Annotated in this window: 24 protein-coding genes and 2 pseudogenes; 6 read left to right on the top strand and 20 right to left on the bottom strand. The window is 56.7% G+C overall.

From position 1 onward, the window contains the following. A complete protein-coding gene (hybG, locus tag GV764_RS01420) occupies positions 1–249 on the top strand; it encodes a hydrogenase maturation factor HybG (protein WP_161658766.1) in 249 nt (82 codons plus the stop codon). A 3-nt stretch (positions 250–252) separates the two neighbouring features. Here hybG and GV764_RS01425 read toward each other — a convergent pair whose 3' ends face one another. The 4 genes from GV764_RS01425 to ivbL all read right to left on the bottom strand — a co-directional run bounded on the left by GV764_RS01425 (position 253) and on the right by ivbL (position 3,628). After that, entirely contained in the window at positions 253–1,341 is a 1,089-nt protein-coding gene (locus GV764_RS01425; RefSeq protein ID WP_161658767.1) for an AAA family ATPase, read from the bottom strand. A gap of 102 nt (positions 1,342–1,443) precedes the next feature. Next, the gene (ilvN, locus tag GV764_RS01430) at positions 1,444–1,725 is read right to left on the bottom strand and encodes an acetolactate synthase small subunit (RefSeq protein WP_002435498.1); all 282 of its coding nucleotides are present in this window, start codon (positions 1,723–1,725) and stop codon (positions 1,444–1,446) included. A gap of 3 nt (positions 1,726–1,728) precedes the next feature. Continuing rightward, positions 1,729–3,417 (bottom strand): acetolactate synthase large subunit, encoded by a 1,689-nt coding sequence (gene ilvB / locus GV764_RS01435; protein ID WP_161658768.1) that lies wholly within the window; start codon positions 3,415–3,417, stop codon positions 1,729–1,731. A 112-nt stretch (positions 3,418–3,529) separates the two neighbouring features. Continuing rightward, entirely contained in the window at positions 3,530–3,628 is a 99-nt protein-coding gene (gene ivbL / locus GV764_RS01440; protein WP_125292878.1) for an ilvB operon leader peptide IvbL, read from the bottom strand. A 578-nt stretch (positions 3,629–4,206) separates the two neighbouring features. Here ivbL and tisB point away from each other — a divergent pair. The 3 genes from tisB to emrD all read left to right on the top strand — a co-directional run bounded on the left by tisB (position 4,207) and on the right by emrD (position 6,385). After that, entirely contained in the window at positions 4,207–4,296 is a 90-nt protein-coding gene (tisB, locus tag GV764_RS01445; RefSeq protein ID WP_125292879.1) for a type I toxin-antitoxin system toxin TisB, read from the top strand. A 112-nt stretch (positions 4,297–4,408) separates the two neighbouring features. Continuing rightward, positions 4,409–5,032, top strand: a complete 624-nt coding sequence (locus GV764_RS01450; protein WP_161658769.1) for a histidine phosphatase family protein — start codon at positions 4,409–4,411, stop codon at positions 5,030–5,032. Between the two features lie 168 nt (positions 5,033–5,200). After that, entirely contained in the window at positions 5,201–6,385 is a 1,185-nt protein-coding gene (gene emrD / locus GV764_RS01455) for a multidrug efflux MFS transporter EmrD (protein WP_161658770.1), read from the top strand. Here the strand turns inward: emrD and GV764_RS01460 are convergent. The 5 genes and pseudogenes from GV764_RS01460 to ibpA form a co-directional block, all read right to left on the bottom strand. After that, complete coding sequence (locus GV764_RS01460) at positions 6,382–6,720, bottom strand: DUF202 domain-containing protein (protein ID WP_161658771.1); 339 nt, start codon at positions 6,718–6,720, stop codon at positions 6,382–6,384. The two genes, emrD and GV764_RS01460, sit on opposite strands and share 4 nt — an antisense overlap. After that, a complete protein-coding gene (locus tag GV764_RS01465; protein ID WP_161658772.1) occupies positions 6,713–7,060 on the bottom strand; it encodes a YidH family protein in 348 nt (115 codons plus the stop codon). Before GV764_RS01465 ends, GV764_RS01460 begins: the two co-directional genes overlap by 8 nt. 115 nt (positions 7,061–7,175) lie before the next feature. Further along, positions 7,176–8,837 carry a putative transporter gene (locus GV764_RS01470; protein WP_161658773.1) on the bottom strand — a complete coding sequence of 554 codons (1,662 nt, stop codon included), beginning with the start codon at positions 8,835–8,837 and terminating at the stop codon, positions 7,176–7,178. A gap of 154 nt (positions 8,838–8,991) precedes the next feature. Next, positions 8,992–9,419: pseudogene (gene ibpB / locus GV764_RS01475) on the bottom strand (small heat shock chaperone IbpB). Between the two features lie 107 nt (positions 9,420–9,526). Continuing rightward, complete coding sequence (gene ibpA / locus GV764_RS01480; RefSeq protein ID WP_002435514.1) at positions 9,527–9,940, bottom strand: small heat shock chaperone IbpA; 414 nt, start codon at positions 9,938–9,940, stop codon at positions 9,527–9,529. A 297-nt stretch (positions 9,941–10,237) separates the two neighbouring features. Here ibpA and GV764_RS01485 point away from each other — a divergent pair, with 297 nt between their 5' ends. After that, positions 10,238–10,564 carry a YceK/YidQ family lipoprotein gene (locus GV764_RS01485; protein ID WP_161658774.1) on the top strand — a complete coding sequence of 109 codons (327 nt, stop codon included), beginning with the start codon at positions 10,238–10,240 and terminating at the stop codon, positions 10,562–10,564. Here the strand turns inward: GV764_RS01485 and GV764_RS01490 are convergent. The 11 genes and pseudogenes from GV764_RS01490 to dnaA all read right to left on the bottom strand — a co-directional run bounded on the left by GV764_RS01490 (position 10,558) and on the right by dnaA (position 24,023). Then, positions 10,558–11,814: a DUF3748 domain-containing protein gene (locus tag GV764_RS01490; RefSeq protein WP_161658775.1), complete on the bottom strand. Its 1,257-nt coding sequence runs from the start codon at positions 11,812–11,814 to the stop codon at positions 10,558–10,560. The genes GV764_RS01485 and GV764_RS01490 overlap by 7 nt on opposite strands. Positions 11,815–11,895: 81 nt before the next feature. Continuing rightward, positions 11,896–13,232: pseudogene (locus GV764_RS01495) on the bottom strand (MFS transporter). An 89-nt stretch (positions 13,233–13,321) separates the two neighbouring features. Further along, a complete protein-coding gene (gene dgoD / locus GV764_RS01500; protein ID WP_125292890.1) occupies positions 13,322–14,470 on the bottom strand; it encodes a galactonate dehydratase in 1,149 nt (382 codons plus the stop codon). Beyond that, positions 14,467–15,084, bottom strand: coding sequence for a 2-dehydro-3-deoxy-6-phosphogalactonate aldolase (locus tag GV764_RS01505; RefSeq protein ID WP_161658777.1), 618 nt, complete (start codon positions 15,082–15,084; stop codon positions 14,467–14,469). Before GV764_RS01505 ends, dgoD begins: the two co-directional genes overlap by 4 nt. After that, entirely contained in the window at positions 15,068–15,952 is an 885-nt protein-coding gene (locus tag GV764_RS01510; RefSeq protein WP_161658778.1) for a 2-dehydro-3-deoxygalactonokinase, read from the bottom strand. The genes GV764_RS01505 and GV764_RS01510 overlap by 17 nt, the downstream gene beginning before the upstream one ends. Further along, on the bottom strand, positions 15,949–16,638 hold the full coding sequence (gene dgoR / locus GV764_RS01515; RefSeq protein WP_161658779.1) for a D-galactonate utilization transcriptional regulator DgoR: 690 nt from the start codon (positions 16,636–16,638) through the stop codon (positions 15,949–15,951). The genes GV764_RS01510 and dgoR overlap by 4 nt, the downstream gene beginning before the upstream one ends. Positions 16,639–16,915: 277 nt before the next feature. After that, positions 16,916–17,728, bottom strand: a complete 813-nt coding sequence (gene yidA / locus GV764_RS01520) for a sugar-phosphatase (protein ID WP_161658780.1) — start codon at positions 17,726–17,728, stop codon at positions 16,916–16,918. A gap of 146 nt (positions 17,729–17,874) precedes the next feature. After that, positions 17,875–20,289 (bottom strand): DNA topoisomerase (ATP-hydrolyzing) subunit B, encoded by a 2,415-nt coding sequence (gene gyrB, locus GV764_RS01525; protein ID WP_161658781.1) that lies wholly within the window; start codon positions 20,287–20,289, stop codon positions 17,875–17,877. Positions 20,290–20,317: 28 nt separating this feature from the next. After that, positions 20,318–21,391: a DNA replication/repair protein RecF gene (gene recF, locus GV764_RS01530; protein ID WP_161658782.1), complete on the bottom strand. Its 1,074-nt coding sequence runs from the start codon at positions 21,389–21,391 to the stop codon at positions 20,318–20,320. Positions 21,392–21,538: 147 nt separating this feature from the next. Continuing rightward, positions 21,539–22,639 (bottom strand): DNA polymerase III subunit beta, encoded by a 1,101-nt coding sequence (dnaN, locus tag GV764_RS01535; protein WP_125292895.1) that lies wholly within the window; start codon positions 22,637–22,639, stop codon positions 21,539–21,541. A 4-nt stretch (positions 22,640–22,643) separates the two neighbouring features. Beyond that, the gene (dnaA, locus tag GV764_RS01540) at positions 22,644–24,023 is read right to left on the bottom strand and encodes a chromosomal replication initiator protein DnaA (protein ID WP_161658783.1); all 1,380 of its coding nucleotides are present in this window, start codon (positions 24,021–24,023) and stop codon (positions 22,644–22,646) included. Between the two features lie 602 nt (positions 24,024–24,625). Here dnaA and rpmH point away from each other — a divergent pair. Continuing rightward, positions 24,626–24,766 carry a 50S ribosomal protein L34 gene (rpmH, locus tag GV764_RS01545; protein ID WP_000831330.1) on the top strand — a complete coding sequence of 47 codons (141 nt, stop codon included), beginning with the start codon at positions 24,626–24,628 and terminating at the stop codon, positions 24,764–24,766. Positions 24,767–24,781 lie beyond the last annotated feature (15 nt).

Raw genomic sequence — 24,781 nt, forward strand, 5'->3', positions numbered from 1 at the left:
ATGTGCCTGGGCGTTCCGGGGAAAATTATTGCCGCCGGCGAAGCGATCCACGAGCTGGCGACGGTTGAAGTCAGCGGCGTCCAGCGCCAGGTGAATATCGCGCTGGTCTGTGAAGATCATCCGCGAGATTTGCTGGGCTGCTGGGTGCTGGTCCACGTCGGGTTTGCCATGAGCATTCTCGACGAGGACGAAGCGCGCGATATGCTCAGCGCGTTAGAAAACCTTACCGGCGAAGCCATACTGCATTAATCCCTACGAGAGACGCGTTACCTGCGTCTCTCCCTCTTCCATCCCCAGTTGATACAGCGTGAACCGGCTGTGTTGCTCAATCAGATTTGCCAGTTCCGGCGAGTGGCTGGTCAGCCAGATTTGCGAAAACCGCGCGGCCTCGGCGATCAGTTTCGCCAGCGCGGGCAGCATTTGCGGATGCAGACTGTTTTCTGGTTCATTCAGCGCGATAAACGCCGGAGGACGCGGGCTTAACAGCGCCACGGCCAGGCATAAAAAACGCAGCGTTCCATCAGAAAACTCAGCAGGCTCCAGCGGGCGGGTTAAGCCATCGCGCTGCATTAACAGTTGAAAGCGCCCGCCCGGATTTTCACAAAAGAACCGGCAGCCGGGAAACGCCTGATCGAGGATCGCCATCAGCAGATCTTCATCGCCAATTTCAACGATGGTCTGAAATGCCGCCGCCAGGTTCGCGCCGTCGCTGGCTAATACCGGGGAGCGGTATCCTACCTGCGGCTCGCGCAGCGCGGAGTTTTTCGATACCGCAAACTCATGATAAAACCGCCAGTTACGCATCGCTTCACGCATTTGTGACACTTCCGGGTACAGATGCGGTTCGCCCAGCTGCCCGAACACCGATTCGTTCTCATACAGCGTGCCGCTGTGAGTGACTTTCTCGTGGTGGACATTGTTTAAAAACACCGCCTGATTTTTACGGCGCATCAGCTGCGCCGACGCCCGGCGTTGATGATCGCTCAGCCAGATGCTCTCTTCTTTGATCACCGGATCGAGGTTAAACAGCGAAGGATAAGGCACTTTCTCAACAAAACCGAACTGGAGTTCATATTCATAGCGGTCGGTTTCCACCGCCAGGGTGACGCGGCGTTTTTCATCACGCCGACTATGCCCGGCCCAGAATACTTTAAGAATGCCGCCTTCTGCGGCGAGATCCTGCGAGAACGCCCCCTGCGCGGCGCTGTGCATCAGGTGAATCGCTTTGTAGATGTTGGACTTACCGGTGCCGTTCGGGCCAAAAACGATATTCAGCCGCTCAAGATCCAGCGACAACCGCTTGATGGAACGATAATTTTCAATATGCAGCGTTTTGATCACAGACACCCGCCAGGCTAACGGGCTGCGGTGTTAAGGCCGCAGCCGGTGTATCGTCAGCCCGAGGGTAAAGTAACTTTTCGCGTGATGCAAAAAGTCAGCGCATTACTGGAAGAACAATTCCAGTTTGTTGAATACGCCGGGATCGTCCTGATGACGGATAATCTGGATCACGTCTTCCAGCTTGTCGATTTGGCTGACCATCTGCTCAAGACGCTGGTCCTCCGCTACCTGTAGCCAGATGCGGCTGTGGTCGCCGTCCGGCAACGGCAAGCAAAGAATGCCTTCCACGTTGAACGCCCGTCGGGCGAACAGCCCGCACACGTGCGACATCACGCCAGGGTGGTTGCGTACCGTCAGTTCCAGAATTACGTTTTGTTGTTGCATGGCTTATTCTCCTACCATCTCTGTATTGGCCGCACCTGGCGGAACCATCGGGTACACTTTTTCCTGCGCATCAATTCTTACGTGGATAAGGGTCGGGCCCGGGCGCGCCATGGCTTCACGCAGCGCCGCCTGCGGATCCTGCGCCTCGTTCAAATCGCAACTGCTCATCCCGAAGCCTTCGGCAATTTTGATGAAATTGGTCATGCCTGGGTAAGTGGCTTCAAACACGTTCTGCTTGTAGAACAGGCTTTGCTGCTGATGCACCAGCCCGAGCGCCTGGTTGTTCATCAGGATCACTTTGATATTCAGGCCGTTCTCGGCAGCGGTCGCCATCTCCTGGATGTTCATCATCAGACTGCCGTCGCCGGAGAAACAAATAATCTGGCGTTCCGGTTCGGCCAGCGCCGCGCCAATTGCCGCAGGCAGGCCAAAGCCCATGGTGCCGAGACCGCCTGACGTCAGCCACTGACGCGGACGGCGCAGCGGATAGGCCTGCGCCGCCCACATCTGATGCTGGCCCACATCGGTAGTGATGATGGCATCCTCGTCCGCGCAGGCCGCTACCGCCTTAATCAAACCGTAATGGCACAGCGGATCGTCGGCGTTGGGCATATTGAACGGGAATTCCTGTTGCAGCGACGCCACCAGCGCACGCCACGGCGCACGTTCAGTAGGCATAATGCGCGGCGTCAGCTGAGTCAGTACTTCAGCCACGTCGCCCTGAATGGCGATATGCGGCTGTTTGATTTTGCCCAGTTCGGCGCGATCGATATCCACATGGATAATTTTGGCGTTCGGGCAGAATTCCTGGGTTTTGCCAATCGCCCGGTCATCAAAACGCGCGCCGAGTACAATCAGCAAATCCGCTTCCTGCAAAATAAAGTTGGTGCTGCGCGCGCCGTGCATCCCCAGCATGCCGAGCGAAAGCGGGTGATCGGTGGGCAATACGCCCAGCGCCATCAGCGTCATGGTGGTCGGCAAGTTGGCCTGTTCCGCCAGTTTACGCACCTGCGGCGCGGCGTTGATTGTGCCGCCGCCCAGATACAGCACCGGGCGCTTCGCCTGGTTGATCATCGCCGCCGCATCGGCCACCTGCTGCGGGTTAAACGCCGGGGCAGGCGCACAGCGGCCCGGCTCAGGAAAGCGCTCGATATCGATTTCCGCGTTCTGGATATCCTTCGGAATATCAATCCACACCGGCCCCGGACGGCCTGACTGGGCGATGCGGAACGCGTCGCTGATCACCTGCGGCAGCTCGCTGATATGGCGCACCAGATAGTTGTGCTTGGTAATGGGAATGGCGATGCCGTAGGTGTCGACTTCCTGGAACGCGTCTGCGCCGATCATTGAGGTCGCGACCTGGCCGGTGATGCAGACCATGGGAATCGAATCGAGCCGCGCGTCGGCAATCGCCGTGACCAGGTTGGTCGCGCCCGGCCCGCTACAGGCGATACACACCGCCGGTTTGCCCTGAGTCCGCGCCATGCCCTGGGCGATAAAGCCCGCGCCCTGCTCGTGGCGCGCCAGAACGTGGCGAATTGTCGTGCTCTGGCTCAGCGCGTCGTATAACGGCAGGACAGTGCCGCCGGGGATGCCGGTAACGGTCGTAATGCCCTGACGTTCCAGTAAATGAACGATCAGTTGCGCGCCGGTAAAGCGTTGTGTTGGGGAAGTTGTGCCCATTGTCGCCATGCTCCAGTCCTTTCTCTTTCTGGGCCAGCTTTACTTTCCGGGCGAGATAAACAAGAAACCCCGCTCGGTTGCGCCGGCGGGGTTTTTGGAATCAATGCGTTGACTCGGGACCCTACGGCGCATTGCCGACGACCACCACCACACGCACGACGACCACCGCGGCAGGTTGCGCGGTTAGTAGTAGGTCAGAAGCGTGCATGAATGCGGTCATGGGATCTCAGTTCTCGATCAACGGTAAAATTTATACAAACACAGCGTTGCATTGCTGACAAGGGGTTTATTGCGTGCAGAAAAAAATCCGTGAGATCTATCACAAACGGAACCAACCCAACGCAGCAGGGAAAAATCAGGATTAACGCTTAAGGCACGGAGAAATTCAGGCAGCGCTGAAAAACAAAAAACCCCGCGAGAAGCGAGGTTTTTTGGAGCGGTTTTGCGGATGGTCGCCGCAAAAGCACACTGTGTTACGTCAACTTAGTAACTATACGACCAATTGACCGCTATCGCAAACATTGCGGCGGTTTCAGGCAGGTTAACTATAGATCTCAATAAGTAAGTCGTCCAGAAAATACTGTTCATTTATACAGTATTTATCTATACTGAAGTTGCTGTTCACCGTGTGCGATACGGGGCCGTGATGTGCGGCGCAAAGCAAGTCCTGGCTGAAACGGGTGGTGCCGTCAGTGCTTTAACCCCGTGAGAGCACACTGTGTTACGCCAACAAAGCTGCTGGCAACAGGCAACGGAAAGGTACGTCAGCGGCGTGCTCCTTGACCAGAGGAGACGCGTATGAGCGGAATGGATTGGGTTATCCTTGTCCTTAAACTCATTGTTGCATTGCTGCAACTGCTTGATGCAGTCCTGAAATACCTCCGGTAATTCAGGGTCAAGTCGCACCAAAGGAGGGCGGGCAACCGCCCTCCTTTAACACCGACTTTTTTCAGGTTTCGCTGACGTGCTAAGGTAGCCCCTTTCTCCGAAGGAAAGGTCTGTGAGCGAGTCGGTGCGTTTTATTGTGGTGCGCCACGCGGAATCCGAGTGGAATCAGCGCGGTATTTTGCAGGGGCAGCTTGAAAGTCCCACCAGCGCACGCGGGCTTCGGCAAATCGATGCGCTGCCTGGGGCGTTGGCCGGTTACACCTTCAGCGCCGTAATAAGCTCCCCATCCCGGCGCGCGCTGACCACCGCGCAGGCCATTGCACAGGCGCATTCCGCCACGCTCCACCTTGACCCACGTCTGCATGAACAGCACCTTGGTGATTTTCAGGGGCTCACCGCCGCGCAGATTCTGGCACACAATCCCGCCGTGGGCGATGCGCTGTTCGCAGGTGATGTGGCGGTCGTCCCACCCGGCGGGGAAAGCGTGCTGGAAGCGGCGAACCGGCTGCGTCAGGCACTGCTCGGCTGGAAGGCTGAAGGCGATACCTGCGTGGTTACGCACGGCAATACGCTGGCGGGACTGCTATGGCTACTGGATGGCGCGGATTGCCGTGTGCCCTTTACCCGCTACAGCCCGCACAACTGCAGTTACTCAACGCTGATTCGCCACGGCCAAACCCTGGAGATCGAAAACTGGGGTCTGGCAACCCATCTGCTGAACGGTAATCTGCTGTAATCTGGCGCTTTCTGGCAATATTTGTTGCCGAAAGGCGTTTACATCCCGCCCCGCTCTGTCACCCGCGATGATCTGGCGATATCTCTGTATTGTGGTAGATTCCTCTCGCTTTTAAGTGCTATCCAGAAAAATACTCCATCGTAAAAATAAGAAACTCGATTTATCGCCATGAAGAAGCTAACGAACTCTCATCTGCTGTTAATGCTGATTATGCTTATTGCTGTCGGGCAAATGGCGCAAACCATTTATATCCCGGCAATTGCCGATATGGCCCGCGATTTACAGGTACGTGAAGGCGCGATGCAAAGCATTATGGCCGCCTATTTACTCACTTATGGCCTTTCACAGCTGGTTTATGGCCCGATCTCAGACCGCGTTGGCCGCCGCCCCGTTATCCTGGTGGGGATGGGTATTTTTATACTGGCCACGCTGATTGCGCTGCGTACCAGCAGTTTACCGGTGCTGATCGCCGCCAGCGCGTTGCAGGGCATGGGCACCGGCGTGGCGGGCGTGATGGCGCGCACCATGCCGCGCGACCTGTTTGAAGGTTCGGCGCTGCGTCACGCCAATAGCCTGTTAAATATGGGCATTTTAGTCAGCCCGCTGCTTGCGCCGCTGATTGGCGGCGTACTGGATACGATCTGGGGCTGGCGGGCGTGCTTTGCGTTTTTACTGGCGCTGTGCGTGATGGTTACCTTTAGCATGGCGCGCTGGATGCCGGAAACCCGACCGGCACAGGCCCCGCGTACCCGGCTGATCGCCAGCTATAAAACTATGTTCGGCAACGCCGCGTTTAACTGCTTTTTGCTGATGCTGATTGGCGGGCTGGCGGGTATCGCGGTGTTTGAAGCCTGCGCCGGGGTATTGATGGGCGCGGTGCTGGGGCTGAACAGTATGGTGGTTAGCGTGCTGTTTATTCTGCCGATCCCGGCGGCGTTTTTTGGCGCGTGGTACGCAGGCCGCCAGAATAAACGCTTTGCCTCCCTGATGTGGCAATCGGTAATGAGCTGCCTGCTGGCCGGGATAGTGATGTGGATCCCCGGCTGGTTCGGCATCATGAATATCTGGACGCTGCTGCTGCCCGCCACCCTGTTTTTCTTTGGCGCGGGTATGCTGTTCCCCCTTGCCACCACCGGCGCGATGGAGCCGTTTCCATTCCTGGCAGGCACCGCAGGCGCGCTGGTCGGCGGCCTGCAAAACGTGGGGTCCGGGCTGCTGGCCTGGTTCTCCGCGCTGCTACCGCAAACCGGGCAGGGCAGCCTGGGTATGTTGATGACGGCGATGGGCGGCGTGATTTTGCTGTGCTGGCTACCGCTGGCGCATCGCGAGCAGCAGCAAAGCCATATGGTTTAATCCAACAGCGTCAGGATGTTATGCAGGTGGGATACGCAAAACAGCAGCGCCAGCATCACCACCGCCAGGGCAATAAGCAATTTACCGCGCAGCGAGCGCTGGTCTGAAAAGTCGCAGCGCGCAATATCCATCAGGTTGCGTTTATGGACAAACACGTAAATCAGCGCGCTGACCAGCGCCAGTATCACTAGCGACAGCCAGAACAGCGCGCCTGCCTGATACCAGCTGTGGCGCAACGCTAACGCCAGCAGCGCGCCATAGCCCAGCAGCGTGCGCAGCCAGGCCAGCGAGGTGCGCTCGGGTTGTAACCCCGGATCGCGCTGCGGGTCAGCCACCGAGTATCACCATCGCGATTACCACTGCCGCAATCAGCATCATGGCGACACTGATGGTTTTCAGGCTGCGGGTATAAACAAAATCCTGCTTCAGGCGCATCGCCTTTTCATTGTTCAGCCAGCGCAAATAGCCGTACAGCGCGATGCCGCCGGAAAAAATACACAGCATTAGCGACATGATTTCCCGCACCAGCGGCGTGGCGAGCTCCGGGGCAAGCTGATCGAGCCCCACCCCCGCCGCCAGGAACCCCAGCGCGGTGCGGATCCAGGCCAAAAATGTGCGTTCATTGGCGAGCGAGAAACGGTAATCCGGCGCTTCTCCGATCTGCGAAATTTTCATGTTCATTCCTTATACCCGGCACGACGGAGCCGGAAATCTTTTATAGCCTGGCATTATTTTATCGATAAAAAAACCGGCGCTGTTAACGCCGGTTTTGTATGGAGAAAGAGGCGTATTAACCCATTCCCCAGAACAGCACCGCCAGCAGTTGCGGCGTGATGATGCGTAAAAACATCACCAGCGGATAGACCGTGGCATAAGAGAGCGCCGCCGCGCCGCTGGTCGCGTGGAGGTTATTGGCGAACGCCAGCGCGGGCGGATCGGTCATCGAACCTGCCAGCATCCCGCACAAGGTCAGGTAGTTCATGCGGGCGAAGATGCGCGCCAGCAGGCCAACGGTGATTAACGGCACGGCGGTGATCATCACGCCATAGGCAATCCAACTGACGCCGCTACCGGCCAGCAACGTATCGACAAAATCGCCGCCGGATTTCAGCCCCACCACCGACAGGAACAGCACAATCCCCAGCTCACGCAGGGCGAGGTTAGCGCTGGGCGGCATAAACCAGTACAGCTTGCCGATAGTGCCGATACGGCCCAGGATCAGCGCCATAATCAGCGGTCCGCCCGCCAGGCCCAGCCGCAGCGCCGCCGGAAAACCCGGGATAAACAGCGGGATAGATCCTAACAGCACGCCCAGCCCGATGCCGATAAACACCGGCAGCATCTGCACCTGCTGCAATTTTTGCCGGGCGTTGCCCACTTCCGCCGCCACGGCGTCGATAGAGGCCGGACGTCCCACCAGATTGAGAATGTCACCAAATTGCAGGCTGGTATTATTGCTTGCCACCAGCTCCACCCCGGCGCGGTTAAGCCGCGAGATCACGACGTCATAGCGCTGTTTAAATTGCAGATCGCGGATTTTTTTACCGAACACTTTTTCGTTGGTCACCACCACCCGTTCAACGCGCAATTCGGTGCCGTGAGTCGACAGCGAGGTATCCACTTCTTTGCCGATCACCAGTTGCGCGTTGTGCAAATCGTTCTCGCGCCCAACCAGATGCAGCAAATCGCCGATTTGGACGACGGTGGTAGGTGACGGCACCATCAGCACATCTTCACGCTTTAACCGCGAACAGATAATGGTGTCGCTGTTCAGGATCGGGACATCCTGGATAGCCAGCATATTGAGGTTCGGGTTTTCGACGCGAATATTAATAGTATGGAGTTGGGCATGGCTGAAGCCGTTGCTGGCGTCGTGCTGGTCTGCTTCGCGGTCAACATTGATGCGGAAAACCAGGCGGATCAGCCACATGGTCAGCAAAATGCCGCAAATGCCGAACGGGTAAGCCATGGCGTAGCTCATCCCCATCTGATCGACAACGGCAGTCGGCGTGCCTAAATCCGTCAATATTTGTTGCCCTGCGCCCAGCGCGGGTGTGTTGGTGACTGCGCCGGAGAAAATCCCCAGTACTACCGGCAGGGGAATATCAAACAGCTTATGGAGAATCGCGGTGACCGCGCCGCCAAGCACCACAATCAGGATGGCGAACAGATTAAGCCGCAGCCCGGAAACGCGCAGCGAGGAGAAAAAGCCCGGCCCGACCTGGATGCCTATCGTATACACGAACAGGATCAGCCCAAACTCCTGGATAAAATGCAGCATATGGCCGTTAAGGCCAATCCCGGCCTGCTCGACAAAATGACCGACGATAATGCCGCCAAACAGCACGCCGCCGATACCGAGCCCGACCCCGCGAATTTTGACATTGCCGATCCATAACCCGACTACCGCCACCAGCGCCAGGATCGAAACCGTTAACGCTATCTCACTCATACCGATTCCCTGTGAAACACACGATTGTTATCCGGGATTCTGGCAGAGCTATAGCGGAATGAATGGGGGTTAGCGCACAGTTTGCGGGGGGATGTAATACGATCGGAGTAGTTCGGAGAGGCGCGCTCCCGAAGTGGGGAGCGCGCCGTACGGATTAGCTATTCAGCGCGGGGCGTTCGCTGATGGCGATACGCTGCGGCGCGATGGCCTCCGGGATATGACGCACCAGGTCGATATGCAGCAGACCATTGTTGAAGGTGGCGCCGGAAACGTCCATATGCTCGGCCAGGGTGAAGTTCAGGTTAAACGGCTGAGTCACTAACCCCTGATGCAGCCACTTCGGCTCCTGTTCCGGTTTCTCCGGGGTGCCTTTCACGGTCAGGCGCGTGCCTTCAAGCTGGATATCTAAATCCTGCTGGCGGAACCCGGCCACTGCCAGGGTAATGCGGTAGTGGTTATCATCGCTTTTTCGATGTTGTACGGGGGAAACGTCTGGGTTTCCGCGGTGCTTTGCAGCGCATTAGCCAGTTTATCGAAACCAATCCACTGACGCAGAAGCGGGGATAAATCATAGTTACGCATGGTTATTCTCCTTCAATGAAGCGAGTCAATACCTGCAAGCTCACGCTCGCAGTGTGCTCCCAATCGGCAAGCACGAGGATTAAGGCCGCACGACGCGGCCCAGGGAATTAGTTGATTTCAATACGACGCGGTTTATTCGCTTCAGGAATGACGCGTTCTAAATCGATATACAGCAGGCCGTTGACCAGGTTCGCGCCGCGAACGTGGATGTTTTCAGCCAACTGGAATTTGCGCTCGAAGTTACGCTCGGCGATACCCTGGTAAAGATAGGTACGCTCTTTCTGTTCAGCTGCGTGCGCGCCCTTCACGACCAGCATGTTGTCCTGGGCGGTGATTTCCAGTTCGCTCTCGGCGAAACCGGCGACGGCAATCGCAATGCGGTAATGGTTTTCGTCAACCAGCTCTACGTTGTACGGAGGGTAGCCGCCATTGCTTTGGCTCTGGTTGTTTTCCAGCAAGTTGAACAGGCGGTCAAAACCAATCGCGGAACGGTACAGCGGGGAGAGATCGAAATTACGCATAGAAATAAGCTCCTGAAATCAGCGAGAAATGGTTTGCCTTCCCGGCGGGACAGGCGGTAAGTCATAACGTCCTGTCGGCACGTCTTTGATGACTGTTTTCTTAAAATGGTGGTGCAGGTCGCCGTTTCAAGTCTTAAAACAGATGATTTTTTGTTGGTTTACGTTTCTTTGCGTAGACTGGTTTTAGCGCAATGGGAAAAAGCCGATTAAGTGACATAACCGCAACCTGCGGAGATGGGGAGAAAACGAGGTCTCCGCTTGATCGATACGATGCCACGACTGTAGATAACAATCACAATGAAAACTTTGATACGAATTTTGCTGTTTAGCTACACGCTCACCCTACTGGGCGGCTGCTCCAGCGTGATGACGCATACCGGCGGCGGCGAGAAAGGCGTCTACCCCGGGACGCGCACCAGCGCCGCGCATCTTGGCGATGATAACATCAGCTGGGGTTTTAAGCCGTTGATTGCACTGGACTTACCCTTTACCGCCGTAATGGACACGGTTTTATTACCCTGGGATATCTTTCGTACCGATAAATCAGTAAAGTCGCGTGTTGAAGAGAGTGAACAGAAGAACCACGCCGTTAACAGCGTGATCCCGCCCGCTAACTATCAGTGACCGGTTTCCGCCATCCAAAGCTGCTGATAACCGTCTTTATGCGCCATCCAGGCCACGGTTTTGCCGTCCGGTGAAAAGACTACCGCCTCCCCAGAAGGTGAATGCCGCTGCGTCAGCGGCGTAATCGCGCCGGTTTTGGCATCGCACAGCACCACGCTCCCCTGCTGAATAAAACCAAGCCATTCGCCGCTCGGGTGCCAGTTAAACGCCGATTCCACCCCCGCGTCGCCAGCGGTTAACTGCTGCGGCTCACCGCCGTTTGGCGAGATCAGCCACAGCTGCGCGATACCCCGTTCATCACGCATTAAAAACGCGATGGCATCGCCCTGCGGATTGCTGCGCACCCAGTGGCGCGGCGTGGTCGCCAGGCCTGGATATGCACGCGAATGCGTGAAGGTAAGCCGCCGCTGGACCACGCCCGCAGGCGGCGCGGGCAGCGTGGTTTCAGTGCCTTCAAGCGGCTCAGCGCCAGCCTGTTTCCAGTCGGCTTCGCGCGCCGGCAAATCGACAATAAACAGTTCGGGGATTTTCTCGCCCGTCGCGCTGCGCGTATCGCCAATAAACGCCAGCGCCCGGCGCTGCACGCTGCCATCCGGCTTGCGATAACCGTGTGCGCCCACCCACCCCTCTTCATAAGCGCGATTGATGTCATCACTGCCCGGTTTCGGTTCTGGCGTAGTACGGCTGACCAGGGCGCACCAGTATTGCCCGGCGTATTCACGGGGGTGAACGCAGGGCGGCATTACCGGGCCAAAAGGCAGCGCCACGCCGACGTTACGTAAATCGAGCGCCGGATCATGCTCATGCAGCACATGGTCGTTATAGGTAAAGCTCACCCATTCGCCGTCCGGACTGAACACATGCACGTGGCTCCCGCCGCGTAGCGCGCCGGGGGTAAACGGCGGAGTAATATCCATGGCATCCAGGTTTTGGGCGATGCCGTTTTCCAGCGTTACGCCGCGACGATGGTGGAAATCATACTGCCAGCCTGCGTCCGGGTTTTCCGGGCCGTGGATAAACACATACTGCGCTTTCTGCGGGTTCACCGTCACCACGCCAACATTCGCCCCCCCGGTCGCCCGGTAGAGCACGTCCACTTCTCCCGTCTCTACATTGACCCGCTCAATGGTTTCACCGGTAAATGACGCGCCGGACGGGCGCACGTCAAACGCCAGCCAGCGGCTGTCCGGCGTCCAGGTATTGATATTGGTGAGTTGATGGTGACGGGGGGCAAAAGTAAGTTGTTTCATAGACAGGCTCGTTCTGATGACGGTAATGCTCATCATAGTACGCTAAAAAAACAGACGCCCGATGGCAGGCGCCTGATTTTATTAACCGACCCGTTTCACATCCCCGACCAGCAAAATGTAAGAGCAGGCACCAGTCAACGCCACCGCCGAGATATACACCAGCGCCGGGGCGAAGCCGTAACCCTGCGCTAAATAGCCCACGACCAGCGGCACCGTAATCCCGCCGAGACCACCGACGAAGTTAAACACCCCGCCCGTCAGACCAATCAGGCGCATCGGGGCGAGTGAGGAAACCAGCGACCAGGTGATAGACGCAAACCCGTTGCCGAAGAACGCCAGCGCCATCAGCGCCATAATCCACACCGGATCGTTGGTGTAGTTTGCGCCCATGATGCAGGTGGAAATCAACAGCCCGCAGATAATCGGCGTTTTGCGCGCCACGCCCAGCGAATGCCCGCGTCGCACCAGCCGATCGGCGACCCAACCGGACAGCAGTACGCCGAAGAAGGCCGCCAGGAAGGGCACCGTGGTCATAAATCCGGCTTTTAACGCGGCAATGCCTTTTTCCTGGGTGAGGTAATTCGGGAACCAGGTCAGGAAAAACCACAGCGTTGAGGTCACGGCAAACTGGCCTACATAGACGCCCAGTAATTTACGATGGAAAACCAGTTTCCAGTCGGCGCGGGTCAACGGCGTGCGCGCTTTTTTCTCAACCGGCGCGTCGCCATCCACCAGACCGCCACCGTCGCGGATATACTCCAGCTCCGCCTGGTTAACGCCTTTGCTGCGGCGCGGCGGCTGATAGACTTTGATCCAGATAAACGACCAGATGATGCCGATCCCGCCGGTGACAATAAACACCCAGTGCCAGCTCAGCAGCTCCTGGATCCAAATTAACAGCGGCGTTAAAAACGCCAGGCCGACAAACTGCCCGGAGGTGTAAAAGCCCACCGCCGAAGCGCGCTCATGCTCCGGGAACCAGCTGGTCACCATGCGGTTGTTGGTAGGAAACGCCGGGGCTTCAAATATGCCTGTAATAGCGCGTAAGCCTATTAACGACAGCAATCCCGTGGCGAAGCCCTGGAACAGGGTCGCCACCGACCAGCCGAGAATGGCGATAAAATAGGTTAAACGCGACCCGACGCGATCCAAAAACCAGCCGCCGGGGATTTGGCATAGCGTATATAACCAGGCAAAGGCGGAAAAGACGTAACCCATTTCCGCGTTGGTAATGCCGAACTCCTCCTGAATATGGGCGGACGCCACCGCCAGATTGGCGCGATCGACATAACAAATCACGACGGTAATAAAGATCATAACCAGCGTCAGGTAGCGGCGGCGCGTAGGTTTTGCCGCAGTTACAGAAATATCCATGATGTTCTGTCTCCAGATTTTGGCATGGCGAGGCCCCTCACCATGCCCTGTGAAATACAGAGGGTGATGTATCGAATTATTTTTTTACGGCTGTGACTGAGGCGTTTTTATTTCACTGTCGCTGAGCGCCTAATTACCACTCCGCGACGCTGCCATCCGCGTGTCGCCATAATGGATTACGCCAGTCAGTCACGCTTTTACTGCGTTCTATAACCTGTTGTTCATCGATTTCCACACCGAGCCCCGGTTTCATTAACGGGTGGAAATAGCCGCCATCCATTGCGAAGTCTTGTTTATTTTTAACAAAATCGAGCAGTTCTGCGCCCTGGTTATAATGAATGCCCATACTCTGTTCCTGTAGCACGGCATTACGGGAAACAAAATCAATATGCAGACACGCCGCCAGGGCAATCGGGCCGAGCGGGCAGTGCGGCGCCAGGCCGACGTCGTAAGCTTCTGCCATTCCGGCGATTTTAAAGCATTCGGTAATGCCGCCCGCGTGGGAGAGATCCGGCTGCAAAATAGCGATGCCGCCCGCTTCCAGCACCCGCTTAAACTCAAAGCGCGAGAACATACGTTCGCCTGCGGCAATCGGAATATGGGTTTGCGCGGCCAGGCGCGGATAATATTCTGCCTGCTCGGCTAATACCGGCTCTTCAATAAATAGCGGTCGGTATTGTTCAAGTTCCTTAATTAATATTTTCGCCATCGGCGCGCTGACGCGACCGTGGAAATCCAGGCCGAATTCGATGGTGTTGCCAAAGGCTTCGCGAATTTGCGCCACGGTATTCACGGCGGCATCAACTTTACGGGAATCGTCAATCACGCCTAATTCTTCGCAGCCGTTTAATTTAAAGGTATCGAAGCCAATTTTACGCAGCGTTTCGATACCGGCGATCGCTTCCGCCGGACGGTCGCCGCCAACCCAGCTGTAGGCTTTAATTTTATCGCGCACCAGGCCGCCCATTAATTGCCAGACCGGCGCGTTTAATACTTTGCCTTTAATATCCCATAGCGCCTGGTCGATACCGGCAATCGCGCTCATTAATATCGGGCCGCCGCGATAAAACCCGCCGCGATACATAATCTGCCACAGGTCGTTGATACGCGCCGGATCCTGGCCAATTAGCATTTCGCCCAGCTCATGAACCGCGGCTTCAACCGTGCGGGCGCGGCCTTCAATCACCGGTTCGCCCCAGCCGACAATGCCTTCATCGGTTTCGATTTTTAAAAACATCCAGCGGGGCGGTAGCCGGTACGTGGTGAGTTTGGTTATTTTCATTTCACTGCCTCTCGATACGCATGAATAAATGCCTGTGCTTGTTCCTCGGTACGGCTGAGCGGCTGCCCTGCCCGGTAAAGATCGCTGCCAAGACCCGCGCCGATACATCCCGCGTCCAGCCACTGCGCCAGGTTCTCCGGCGTAACGCCGCCGACGGCGAACACCGGCACATCGGCAGGCAATACGGCTTTTAGCGCGTTGATGTACGCCGGCCCAAAGGCGGAAGACGGGAACACTTTCAGCGCCTGCGCGCCCGCGTCCAGCGCCGCGAAAGCTTCCGTGGCGGTGGCGCAGCCGGGGCACACGGTCATGCCGTATTCCACCGCGCGCTGGATAACGGCCACGTTAATGTTGGGCGTGACGATCAGTTTGCAGCCCATTTGCGCCAGTTGGGCCACCTGCTCCGGTTGCGTCACCGTGCCTGCGCCAATCATGGCTTTATCGCCATACAAATCCACCATCTCCGGGATGCTCTGCTGCCAGTTCGGTGAATTGAGCGGAATTTCTACCGCCTGAAAGCCAGCGGCGATAATCGCGCCCACGTGCTGTGGGGCTTCCTCCGGGGTGATGCCCCGTAAAATCGCGATGAGGGGAAGTTCAGTTTGCCATCGCATAGGCAATGCTCCTTATACCTGCCTGAAAAGCGTGGTCGCCCTCAAGGGTGCGGGCGGTAAAGCCCAGCCGCGCCAGCGCGCGCTGATAGCGGGCGCACAGCCTGAGGTTGGCGACAAGGGTGATGGGCTCCGATTTGGCGGGTTGAGAGCGGCGCAGCTGCGCGGCTACCTCGTTGCCAATCAACAGCCCGGAAAGATACTCGCTGACATGGGCGCGCGGCAGGGTGTCGAGAACGTGTGAAGCGCGGACTTCAAACAGACGCGTGATAATGGCGTCATCATTAATGCCCTGCTCCAGACCAGCGTCAAACGCGGCAAGATCGTCCTGCTGCTCGCCAATACCGACGCCCACCAGCGAATGGGCAAGCAGCAAATGATGCAGTTCACCGGTCATCACGGTGCGAAAATCGAGTATGCGTTCAGCATCGGCCTGCACCCATTTGCAGTGAGTGCCCGGCATGATATACAGCGAGGCGGGCGCTAACGCGGCTGCGCCGATAAGCTGAGTTTCTTCGCCACGGATCACGTTATGGTTATCGTCACGGTCCACGCTCAGGCCGGGAATAATCCACACGTTCGGGATAACGGCGGTGAGCTGCTCGCCAGGCGCGTTAAATGCAACCGGGCAAGGCAGATAGGGGGCGTTAATCCACCCGGCGTTGCTGCCAACCATACCCGCCATCAGCACCGGCGTATGCGCATCGCGCCAGCCTTCGGTAACGGTATTCAGTACGGCCTCCGGCGTCTGGCCGTTCAGCCGGGTGATACCGCTGGCGGACTGGCGGCTGTCGAGGCACTCCCCATCCTGATACAGCCAGGCGCGAAGATTGGTTGAACCCCAGTCGATAGCGATATAACGAGATGTCATGTGATTTCCTTAAGCCTGCGGGTGGAGCTGGCGATCATGTTCAGCGCCGCCTGCTCCGCCGCGTCGCCATCCTGATGACGGATGGCGTCGAATAACGCTTTATGCTCCTGAAGGGTTTTCGGCATGTTGGCCTCATCGCCCATCCAGGTCCGTTCAAATACCGCGCGCTGCAATGAGCTGATCGCCACATTCAACTGCTGCAACACCGGGTTATGCACCGAAGCCAGCACCGCTTCGTGGTAGCGAATATCCGCCTCGTTAAAGGCGTCGCGATCCTGATTGTTGGCGACCATGTCGTTCAGCGCCGCTTCGATTTGCGCCAGATCGCTTGAGGTGGCGCGTTCCGCCGCCCAGCGGGCGATGGCTGGCTCCACCAGATTTCGCACCTCGCTCATGGCGCTAATCAGCCGTGGGTCGTAGTCGTTTTCCAGCACCCATTGCAGCACCTCGGTATCGAGGTAGTTCCACTGGTTGCGCGGCGCGACAAACGCCCCCCGGTAGCGCTTCATTTCGATCAGCCGCTTGGCAAGCAGCGTGCGAAACACTTCGCGGATAATGTTGCGCGAGGTTTCAAACTCCTCGCACAGGTCCGCTTCTGCGGGCAGCGCCGCGCCCGGTACATATTTCCCGCTCACAATCTGGCGGCCCAGCGTAATCGCGATGCGATCGGTTTTGGTCAGTGTCATGGCTTTTCCCTGGTAATCCACACATCCCTTTACTTTACCGTGACCGCCGGTTTCCGCCTCCATTTTGAAGTACAAACGTGAAGCAAGTGGCCATGACGACGGTAACAATGTAGTACAACATGTAATTGTTGTACTACAATTTAGATCACAAAAACAACAATCCGCAATCAAGAAGGGATCGCGGGGGTAATCAATGTGAAAACAAGGAGAGTAAAAACGTCAGAGAGACAGGGAAGCAGGCCGCCGGAAAGGCTCCAGGCGGCAGGATAAGCGGCAGTTATTGCAGAACGAACTTCTCAATGGCGTACGCTACGCCGTCTTCGAGATTGGTTTTGGTTTCAAAATTCGCCACAGCTTTGACAGAATCAATCGCGTTACCCATCGCCACGCCAATACCGGCATACTGGAGCATCGCAATATCGTTTTCCTGATCGCCGATCGCCATCACCTCTTCCGGTTTGATGTTCAGCGCATCCGCCAGGGATTTCACGCCGGTGCCTTTGGTGACGCGCTTATCCAGAATCTCCAGGAAGTACGGCGCGCTTTTCAGCACGGTGTATTTTTCTTTCACTTCTGCCGGAATACGTGAGATGGCTTTATCGAGCACCGCTGGCTCATCAATCATCATGACTTTCAGAAACGTCATGTTCGGGTCCATTTTCTCCGCTTCGCAGAACACCAGCGGAATGGTGGCGACAAAGGATTCATGCACCGTGTAATAGCTGATATCGCGGTTGGCGGTATACAGCGTATTACGGTCGAGGGCGTGGAAATGCGAACCGACCTCCCGGGAGAGTTGTTCCAGATAACGATAATCGTCATAGCTCAGTGGCGTTTGCGCCACGGTACTGCCGTCGCTGGCTTTCTGCACCAGCGCGCCGTTGTAGGTGATGCAGTAGTCGCCCGGCTGCTCCATGTGCAGTTCTTTCAGGTAGCTATGAACCCCTGCATAAGGGCGGCCGGTGGTGAGCACCACGTTAACGCCCTGTTCACGCGCCTTTGCGATAGCGTCTTTAACACCGGGCGAAATGGTGTGATCGGGCAGCAAAAGCGTGCCGTCCATATCAATTGCGATGAGTTTTATCGTCATGGGGATCTTTTGAGGTAGTGGGTTTGGTCCATGCTAACGCGATTCCGCTCACAAAAAAACCACTTCATTCGGCAGTGAGCGCCCTCTAAGGGTAGCCAAAAAAACGCCGCTCGGATGAGCGGCGAATTTTGATGACCGGAAAAAGGTTAAATATCGATATTTGCGGCTTTCAGGGCGTTTTCTTCGATGAAGGCGCGGCGCGGTTCAACCGCATCGCCCATCAAAGTAGTAAACAGCTGATCGGCGGCAATCGCATCTTTAACGGTAACGCGCAGCATACGGCGGCTTTCCGGATCCATGGTGGTTTCCCACAGCTGATCCGGGTTCATCTCGCCCAGACCTTTATAACGCTGGATTGCCAGCCCGCGACGCGACTCTTTCACCAGCCAGTCCAGCGCCTGCTCGAAGCTCTCTACCGGCTGACGGCGTTCGCCGCGCTCGATAAACGCATCGTCTTCAATCAGACCACGCAGCTTCTCGCCGAGGGCGCACAGACGACGGTATTCCGCGCCGATAACGAACTCGTTATCCAGTACATAATCGGTATCAACGCCGTGTGTACGCACGCGCACTACCGGCTCGAAATGATGCAGTTCCTGGTTCTCACGAATATCGTATTTCCAGACGCTGCCGTGGGTTTCTTTCTCGTTGAGCTCGGTGATCAGCCGGGAAATCCAGCGGGTCACTTTGGCTTCATCGGACAGATCCGCTTCGCTCAGCGTCGGTTGATACACCAGCTCTTTCAGCAGGGCACGCGGGTAGCGGCGCTCCATGCGGTTGATCATCTTCTGAACGGCGTTGAACTCGGCCACCAGCTTCTCCAGCGCTTCGCCCGCCAGGGCTGGCGCGTTGGCGTTGGTGTGCAGGGTTGCGCCATCCAGCGCGATGGAAATCTGGTACTGATCCATCGCTTCATCATCTTTGATGTACTGTTCCTGCTTGCCTTTTTTCACTTTGTACAGCGGCGGCTGGGCGATATACACGTGGCCGCGCTCAATGATTTCCGGCATCTGGCGATAGAAGAAGGTCAACAGCAGGGTACGAATGTGCGAGCCGTCGACGTCCGCATCGGTCATGATGATGATGCTGTGGTAGCGCAGTTTGTCCGGGTTGTATTCGTCACGGCCAATGCCGCAGCCCAGCGCGGTGATCAGCGTCGCCACTTCCTGAGAAGCCAGCATTTTGTCGAAGCGGGCCTTCTCCACGTTGAGAATTTTACCCTTCAGCGGCAGGATCGCCTGGTTCTTACGGTTACGCCCCTGCTTGGCAGAGCCGCCCGCCGAGTCCCCTTCCACCAGGTAGAGTTCAGAGTGAGCCGGGTCGCGCTCCTGGCAATCCGCCAGTTTGCCCGGCAGGCCAGCCAGATCCAGCGCGCCTTTACGACGGGTCATTTCACGGGCGCGGCGCGCCGCTTCACGGGCGCGGGCGGCATCGATGATTTTGCCCACTACGATTTTGGCGTCGTTCGGGTTTTCCAGCAGGTATTCGCCCAGCAGTTCGTTCATCTGCTGTTCGACCGCTGATTTCACCTCGGAAGAGACCAGCTTGTCTTTGGTCTGGGAGGAGAATTTCGGGTCCGGCACTTTCACGGACACCACGGCAATCAGGCCTTCACGCGCATCGTCGCCGGTCGCGCTGACTTTGGCTTTTTTGCTGTAGCCTTCTTTGTCCATGTAAGCGTTCAGGGTACGGGTCATCGCCGCACGGAAACCTGCCAGGTGCGTACCGCCATCGCGCTGCGGAATGTTGTTGGTGAAGCAGTAGATGTTTTCCTGGAAACCATCGTTCCACTGCAGCGCCACTTCCACGCCGATACCGTCTTTTTCGGTGGAGAAGTAGAAAATGTTCGGGTGGATCGGCGTTTTGTTCTTGTTCAGGTATTCAACAAACGCCTTGATGCCGCCTTCGTAGTGGAAATGGTCTTCTTTGCCGTCACGCTTATCGCGCAGACGAATCGACACGCCGGAGTTCAGGAAGGAGAGCTCACGCAGGCGTTTCGCCAGGATGTCATATTCAAATTCAGTCACGTTGGTGAAGGTTTCATGGCTCGGCCAGAAACGCACCTGGGTGCCCGTTGCTTCGGTTTCACCCGTTACCGCCAGCGGTGCTTGCGGCACGCCGTGTACGTAGGTTTGCTGGTGAACTTTGCCTTCACGGCGGATCACCAGTTCAAGTTTCTGGGACAAGGCGTTCACGACCGACACGCCCACGCCGTGCAGGCCGCCGGAAACTTTATAGGAGTTATCGTCGAACTTACCGCCCGCGTGGAGCACCGTCATGATCACTTCCGCCGCAGACACCCCTTCTTCCGGGTGAATGCCGGTCGGAATACCACGGCCATCATCCGTGACGGAAACGGAGTTATCGGCATGGATAGTGACGACGATGTCTTTACAGTGTCCGGCGAGCGCTTCGTCGATAGCGTTATCTACCACCTCAAATACCATGTGGTGCAGACCGGTGCCGTCATCCGTGTCGCCGATATACATACCCGGGCGCTTACGCACCGCATCCAGCCCTTTCAGGACTTTGATACTCGAGGAGTCATAGGAATTCGACATCAACGTTTCTCGCTCATTAGTTCTTGGGTTAATCCGTTATTTTACCCTGTTCCACGGCGAACATCTTCGAATTTTTGTCCGCCATATCCATCACATGTTCTGCACTTATCGCACTCACAAAGACTTGTGACTGAGTCGCCTTTAAGCGGCTCGCCAGCAGGCCGCGACGTGCATCATCCAGTTCAGAGGCAAAATCATCTATCAGATAGAGACAGCGGCGTCCGCTCTCTCGGGTTAAAAACTCACCCTGCGCCAGGCGCAACGCGCACATCAGCAATTTGAGCTGCCCGCGGGACAGCGTGTCTTCTACCGGGGCGCCGTCGGCACGGATCCGAAAATCCGCTTTATGCGGCCCGTGCGCGGTATAGGTCAACATTCTGTCGCGCTCAAAATTGCGCGCCAGCACGTCGGCATAATCGCTCTCTTTTTCCCAGCCGCGCTGGAAAGAGAAGGTAAGCGTGAATTCAGGTAAAAATTGCTGGCAGGTGTCTGCCATATCTTCGGCGATGGCGCGGCTGTAATCACTACGCCATTGGCTGATTTGTTCGGCCAGCGGGATCAGTTCTTTGTCCCACGGACGAAGCTGTTCGTAACGGGTAACCTGGCGCAGCGCGGCGTTACGCTGTTTGAGCAGCCGCTTTAAATTGCTCCAGGCGACAAAGAAGCCCGCCTGATTGTGAAAGCATCCCCAGTCCAGGAATGCTCTACGGTATTTGGGGCCGCCGCCGAGCAAAGTAAACCCCTCGGGGGTAATTAATTGCATCGGCATCATCAGCGCCAGCTCCGCCACTTTATGGCCGTCGGTGCCGTCGATGCGCACTTTGCTGTCGCCGTCGCGATCTTTCGTCAGGCCAATCGCCGTTTCCCGTTCGCCCTCTTGTAAGCGGCCATGCAGCACAAAGGCGTCCTGCTCGTGGCGGATCACCCGGCCAATCTGCAAACTGCGAAACGCCCGGCCATGGCCGAGCGTATAAATGGCTTCCAGCACGCTGGTTTTGCCGCTGCCGTTAGCGCCAACCAGGAAGTTAAAGCCGGGAGAGAGTTGGAGATCCGCGCTTTCGATGTTGCGGAAATCTTTAATGAGGAGACGCGTCAGTGACATATATGGGTTTCTTCGGGCCAGGGCGTAATCGGCGCAGCCAGTTTCAACGCGGACTGCGCGCAGACCCTGGAGCGTACACGAAGTACGTGACAGGGGCGAGCACAGCCCTGGTTGAAAATGGCAAGTAAGATAGCCCGATATTGTTCACTACAGTCTCATTGGCATAACAACGTAGGCAGCCGACTGCGATGCGGCATCTTCAATCTGTACACTCGATACGGAGTCCGTCAGCAAAATGCGCACATTCTCGCACTTAAGCGCATTCAGCACGTCCAGCACATAACTGACGTTAAAGCCGATCTCCATCTCGGTGCCCGCGTAGGTCACGTCGAGGATCTCTTCGGCCTCTTCCTGTTCCGGGTTGTTAGCGGTAATTTTCAACTGGTTTTCGCTGACGTACAGGCGCACGCCACGAAACTTCTCGTTAGAGAGAATAGCCGCCCGGGCGAACGCCTGTTTCAGCAGATCGCAGCCTGCGTCCAGGTGTTTATCCGGATTTTTCGGCAACACGCGACGATAGTCCGGGAAACGGCCATCCACCAGCTTGGAGGTGAAGATGTAGTCGTTAACGTGAGCGCGAATGTTATTGCTACCGATCTGAATGCGCAGCGGGCTGTCACCGCCGTCGAGCATACGCATCAGCTCCAGCACGCCTTTACGCGGCACGATCACCGAATGGTTTGGCAGCGGTTGCCCTACCGGCATTGCGCATACCGCCAGACGGTGACCGTCGGTCGCCACGGTGCGTAGCTCTTCGCCTTCGGTTTCAAACAGCATCCCGTTCAGGTAATACCGCACGTCCTGATGCGCCATGGAGAACTGGGTGGCTTCGATCAGGCGCTTCATGGTGGCCTGCGGGAGCGTGAACTCCACTTCGCTCTGCCAGTCGTCCAGATTCGGGAAGTCCGCTGCCGGTAATGTAGACAGCGAGAAGCGGCTGCGCCCGGAGCGCACCAGCATTCTGTCGCCTTCCAGCGTGACGGCAATTTCCGCCCCTTCCGGCAAGCCACGGCAGATATCGAAGAATTTGCGCGCCGGCACGGTGGTCGCGCCTGCCTGGTGCGGTAGCGACAGCGCCACGCGCGCGATCATCTCCATTTCGAGATCGGTTCCGGTCAGCGAAAGGGTCCCGTCCGTCACCTGCAACAGCAGGTTTCCGAGGATCGGTAACGTCGGACGGCCCCCTAACGGGCCACTAACCTGCTGGAGCGGTTTTAATAAATGTTCACGTTCAACGGTAAATTTCATAGCGTCACGAAGATAATGTTCTGATTAAATTGGAGAAATCTTCTTTGATATCATGGCTTTCTTCACGCAGCTGCTCAATCTTACGGCAGGCATGGAGAACCGTGGTATGGTCGCGGCCACCAAACGCATCGCCGATTTCCGGCAGGCTGTGGTTGGTTAGCTCTTTGGCCAGCGCCATCGCCATCTGGCGCGGACGCGCCACCGAACGGGAGCGCCGTTTGGAGAGCAGATCCGCCACCTTGATCTTGTAATACTCCGCCACCGTCTTTTGAATATTGTCGATAGTGACCAGCTTTTCCTGAAGCGCCAGCAGATCGCGCAGGGCTTCACGCACGAAGTCGATAGTAATCGCCCGCCCGGTAAAGTTGGCGTTAGCAATCACGCGGTTCAGTGCGCCTTCCAGCTCACGCACGTTGGATCGCAGGCGCTTGGCGATAAAGAACGCCACTTCGCCCGGCAGGCGAATGTCGTTCTCGTCGGCCTTTTTCATCAGGATCGCCACGCGCGTTTCCAGCTCTGGCGGTTCAATGGCGACCGTCAGCCCCCAGCCGAAGCGCGATTTCAGACGATCCTCCACCCCGTTGATCTCTTTTGGATAACGATCCGAGGTAAGGATGATCTGCTGATTGCCTTCCAGCAGAGCGTTAAAGGTGTGGAAAAACTCTTCCTGCGAACGCTCTTTGTTGGCGAAAAATTGAATATCGTCAATCAGCAGGGCGTCCACCGAGCGGTAATAGCGTTTAAACTCTTCAATGGCGTTGTTTTGCAGCGCTTTCACCATATCCTGAACGAAGCGTTCAGAGTGCATGTAAACCACTTTGGCATTGGGTTTACGCGCCATGATGCCGTTGCCTACCGCGTGCAGCAGGTGGGTTTTACCCAGGCCCGTTCCACCATACAGGAACAGCGGGTTATACGCGCCGCCAGGATTATCCGCCACCTGACGGGCCGCCGCGCGCGCCAGTTGGTTAGATTTACCCTCAACGAAATTATCAAAGGTGTGTTTAACGTTAACGTTGGAGCGGTAGGACGGCTCCGCAGGCGCAGGCACATTATCCCATGCCGGGCGCGCCGGCGCGGCAGGTGCAACCTGGGCGGGTTTAGCCTGGCTTGCCGGGATGGCATGACTGCGCACCACGGGCTTGGTACCCACTTCAAAACGCAGCAGCGGGGCGTCGGCACCGCAGAAATCATTCAGCAGTCCGTTAATATTATTGAGGTACTTATCCCTGACCCAATCGAGCACGAAACGGTTTGGCGCATACAAAGCCAGCGTGTTGTCGCTCAGTTCCGCCTGTAGGGGGCGTATCCACATACTGAATTCTGTGGCTGGTAACTCATCCTGCAATCGGGCAAGACACTGCTGCCAAAGCGAAAGTGACACGGCGGACTCCACTCGAACAACGTCGATAGACGAAGACTGAAACATTCATGATTGTTGACACGCGCTGACAAGCCCGAAGAGGGAGCGCGTGAACCGCTATCTGCGGTATTACCCCGATGTCTGGATCAACGGATCGCGATCGGGACCGCGGATCATAGCGTAAAGCGCGCCAGAGATCTTCTGTTTCTCACAGATTCTTCCTGATTTATCCACAGGGGGATCGGGCCGACTAAGTGTAATCGATCGTTGCGGGCGCGTATGTCTTATTGCCCGCTATATCGGAAAATTTAATGACGATCGTACAAAAACGGGAGAAACGATCTCACGGGGATCCCGCAGGATCCTTGCACTTTATTGTCATGCCCGTATAATTCCCCACCCGGCGCGTTATGGCGCGGATTTTACGGCCTGTTTCCTGCTTGTTTTTCATGCTCTACGGGGCGGAAAAGCGCGGTAAATAAGGAAAGTGAATTGACTCCGGAGTGTACAATTATTACAATCCGGCCTCTTTAATCATCCATGACTTCGACGTGAGTCGTTCGGCAGCCCGTCCGCGCATACGCAAAGTCAGTGAATTTATTCAAGTTTAGGTAGAAATCGCCATGAAACGCACTTTTCAACCGTCTGTACTGAAGCGCAACCGTTCTCACGGCTTCCGTGCTCGTATGGCTACTAAAAATGGTCGTCAGGTTCTGGCACGTCGTCGTGCTAAAGGCCGCGCTCGTCTGACCGTTTCTAAGTAATAAAAGCTAACCGCC

It is taken from the genome of Atlantibacter hermannii (assembly GCF_009907385.1).
In the GTDB taxonomy this organism is placed as follows: domain Bacteria; phylum Pseudomonadota; class Gammaproteobacteria; order Enterobacterales; family Enterobacteriaceae; genus Atlantibacter; species Atlantibacter hermannii_A.

Bases quoted from the DNA above. Each gene is read 5' to 3' on its own strand.
- GV764_RS01485 (WP_161658774.1), top strand. From the start codon at position 10,238: ATGAAAACTTTGATACGAATTTTGCTGTTTAGCTACACGCTCACCCTA.
- GV764_RS01470 (WP_161658773.1), bottom strand. From the start codon at position 8,837: ATGAGTGAGATAGCGTTAACGGTTTCGATCCTGGCGCTGGTGGCGGTA.
- ilvB (WP_161658768.1), bottom strand. From the start codon at position 3,417: ATGGCGACAATGGGCACAACTTCCCCAACACAACGCTTTACCGGCGCG.
- hybG (WP_161658766.1), top strand. From the start codon at position 1: ATGTGCCTGGGCGTTCCGGGGAAAATTATTGCCGCCGGCGAAGCGATC.
- GV764_RS01465 (WP_161658772.1), bottom strand. From the start codon at position 7,060: ATGAAAATTTCGCAGATCGGAGAAGCGCCGGATTACCGTTTCTCGCTC.
- gyrB (WP_161658781.1), bottom strand. From the start codon at position 20,289: ATGTCGAATTCCTATGACTCCTCGAGTATCAAAGTCCTGAAAGGGCTG.
- GV764_RS01505 (WP_161658777.1), bottom strand. From the start codon at position 15,084: ATGCGATGGCAAACTGAACTTCCCCTCATCGCGATTTTACGGGGCATC.
- GV764_RS01490 (WP_161658775.1), bottom strand. From the start codon at position 11,814: ATGAAACAACTTACTTTTGCCCCCCGTCACCATCAACTCACCAATATC.
- ilvN (WP_002435498.1), bottom strand. From the start codon at position 1,725: ATGCAACAACAAAACGTAATTCTGGAACTGACGGTACGCAACCACCCT.
- ivbL (WP_125292878.1), bottom strand. From the start codon at position 3,628: ATGACCGCATTCATGCACGCTTCTGACCTACTACTAACCGCGCAACCT.
- tisB (WP_125292879.1), top strand. From the start codon at position 4,207: ATGAGCGGAATGGATTGGGTTATCCTTGTCCTTAAACTCATTGTTGCA.
- recF (WP_161658782.1), bottom strand. From the start codon at position 21,391: ATGTCACTGACGCGTCTCCTCATTAAAGATTTCCGCAACATCGAAAGC.
- dnaN (WP_125292895.1), bottom strand. From the start codon at position 22,639: ATGAAATTTACCGTTGAACGTGAACATTTATTAAAACCGCTCCAGCAG.
- yidA (WP_161658780.1), bottom strand. From the start codon at position 17,728: ATGACGATAAAACTCATCGCAATTGATATGGACGGCACGCTTTTGCTG.
- dgoD (WP_125292890.1), bottom strand. From the start codon at position 14,470: ATGAAAATAACCAAACTCACCACGTACCGGCTACCGCCCCGCTGGATG.
- emrD (WP_161658770.1), top strand. From the start codon at position 5,201: ATGAAGAAGCTAACGAACTCTCATCTGCTGTTAATGCTGATTATGCTT.
- rpmH (WP_000831330.1), top strand. From the start codon at position 24,626: ATGAAACGCACTTTTCAACCGTCTGTACTGAAGCGCAACCGTTCTCAC.
- GV764_RS01510 (WP_161658778.1), bottom strand. From the start codon at position 15,952: ATGACATCTCGTTATATCGCTATCGACTGGGGTTCAACCAATCTTCGC.
- dgoR (WP_161658779.1), bottom strand. From the start codon at position 16,638: ATGACACTGACCAAAACCGATCGCATCGCGATTACGCTGGGCCGCCAG.
- ibpA (WP_002435514.1), bottom strand. From the start codon at position 9,940: ATGCGTAATTTCGATCTCTCCCCGCTGTACCGTTCCGCGATTGGTTTT.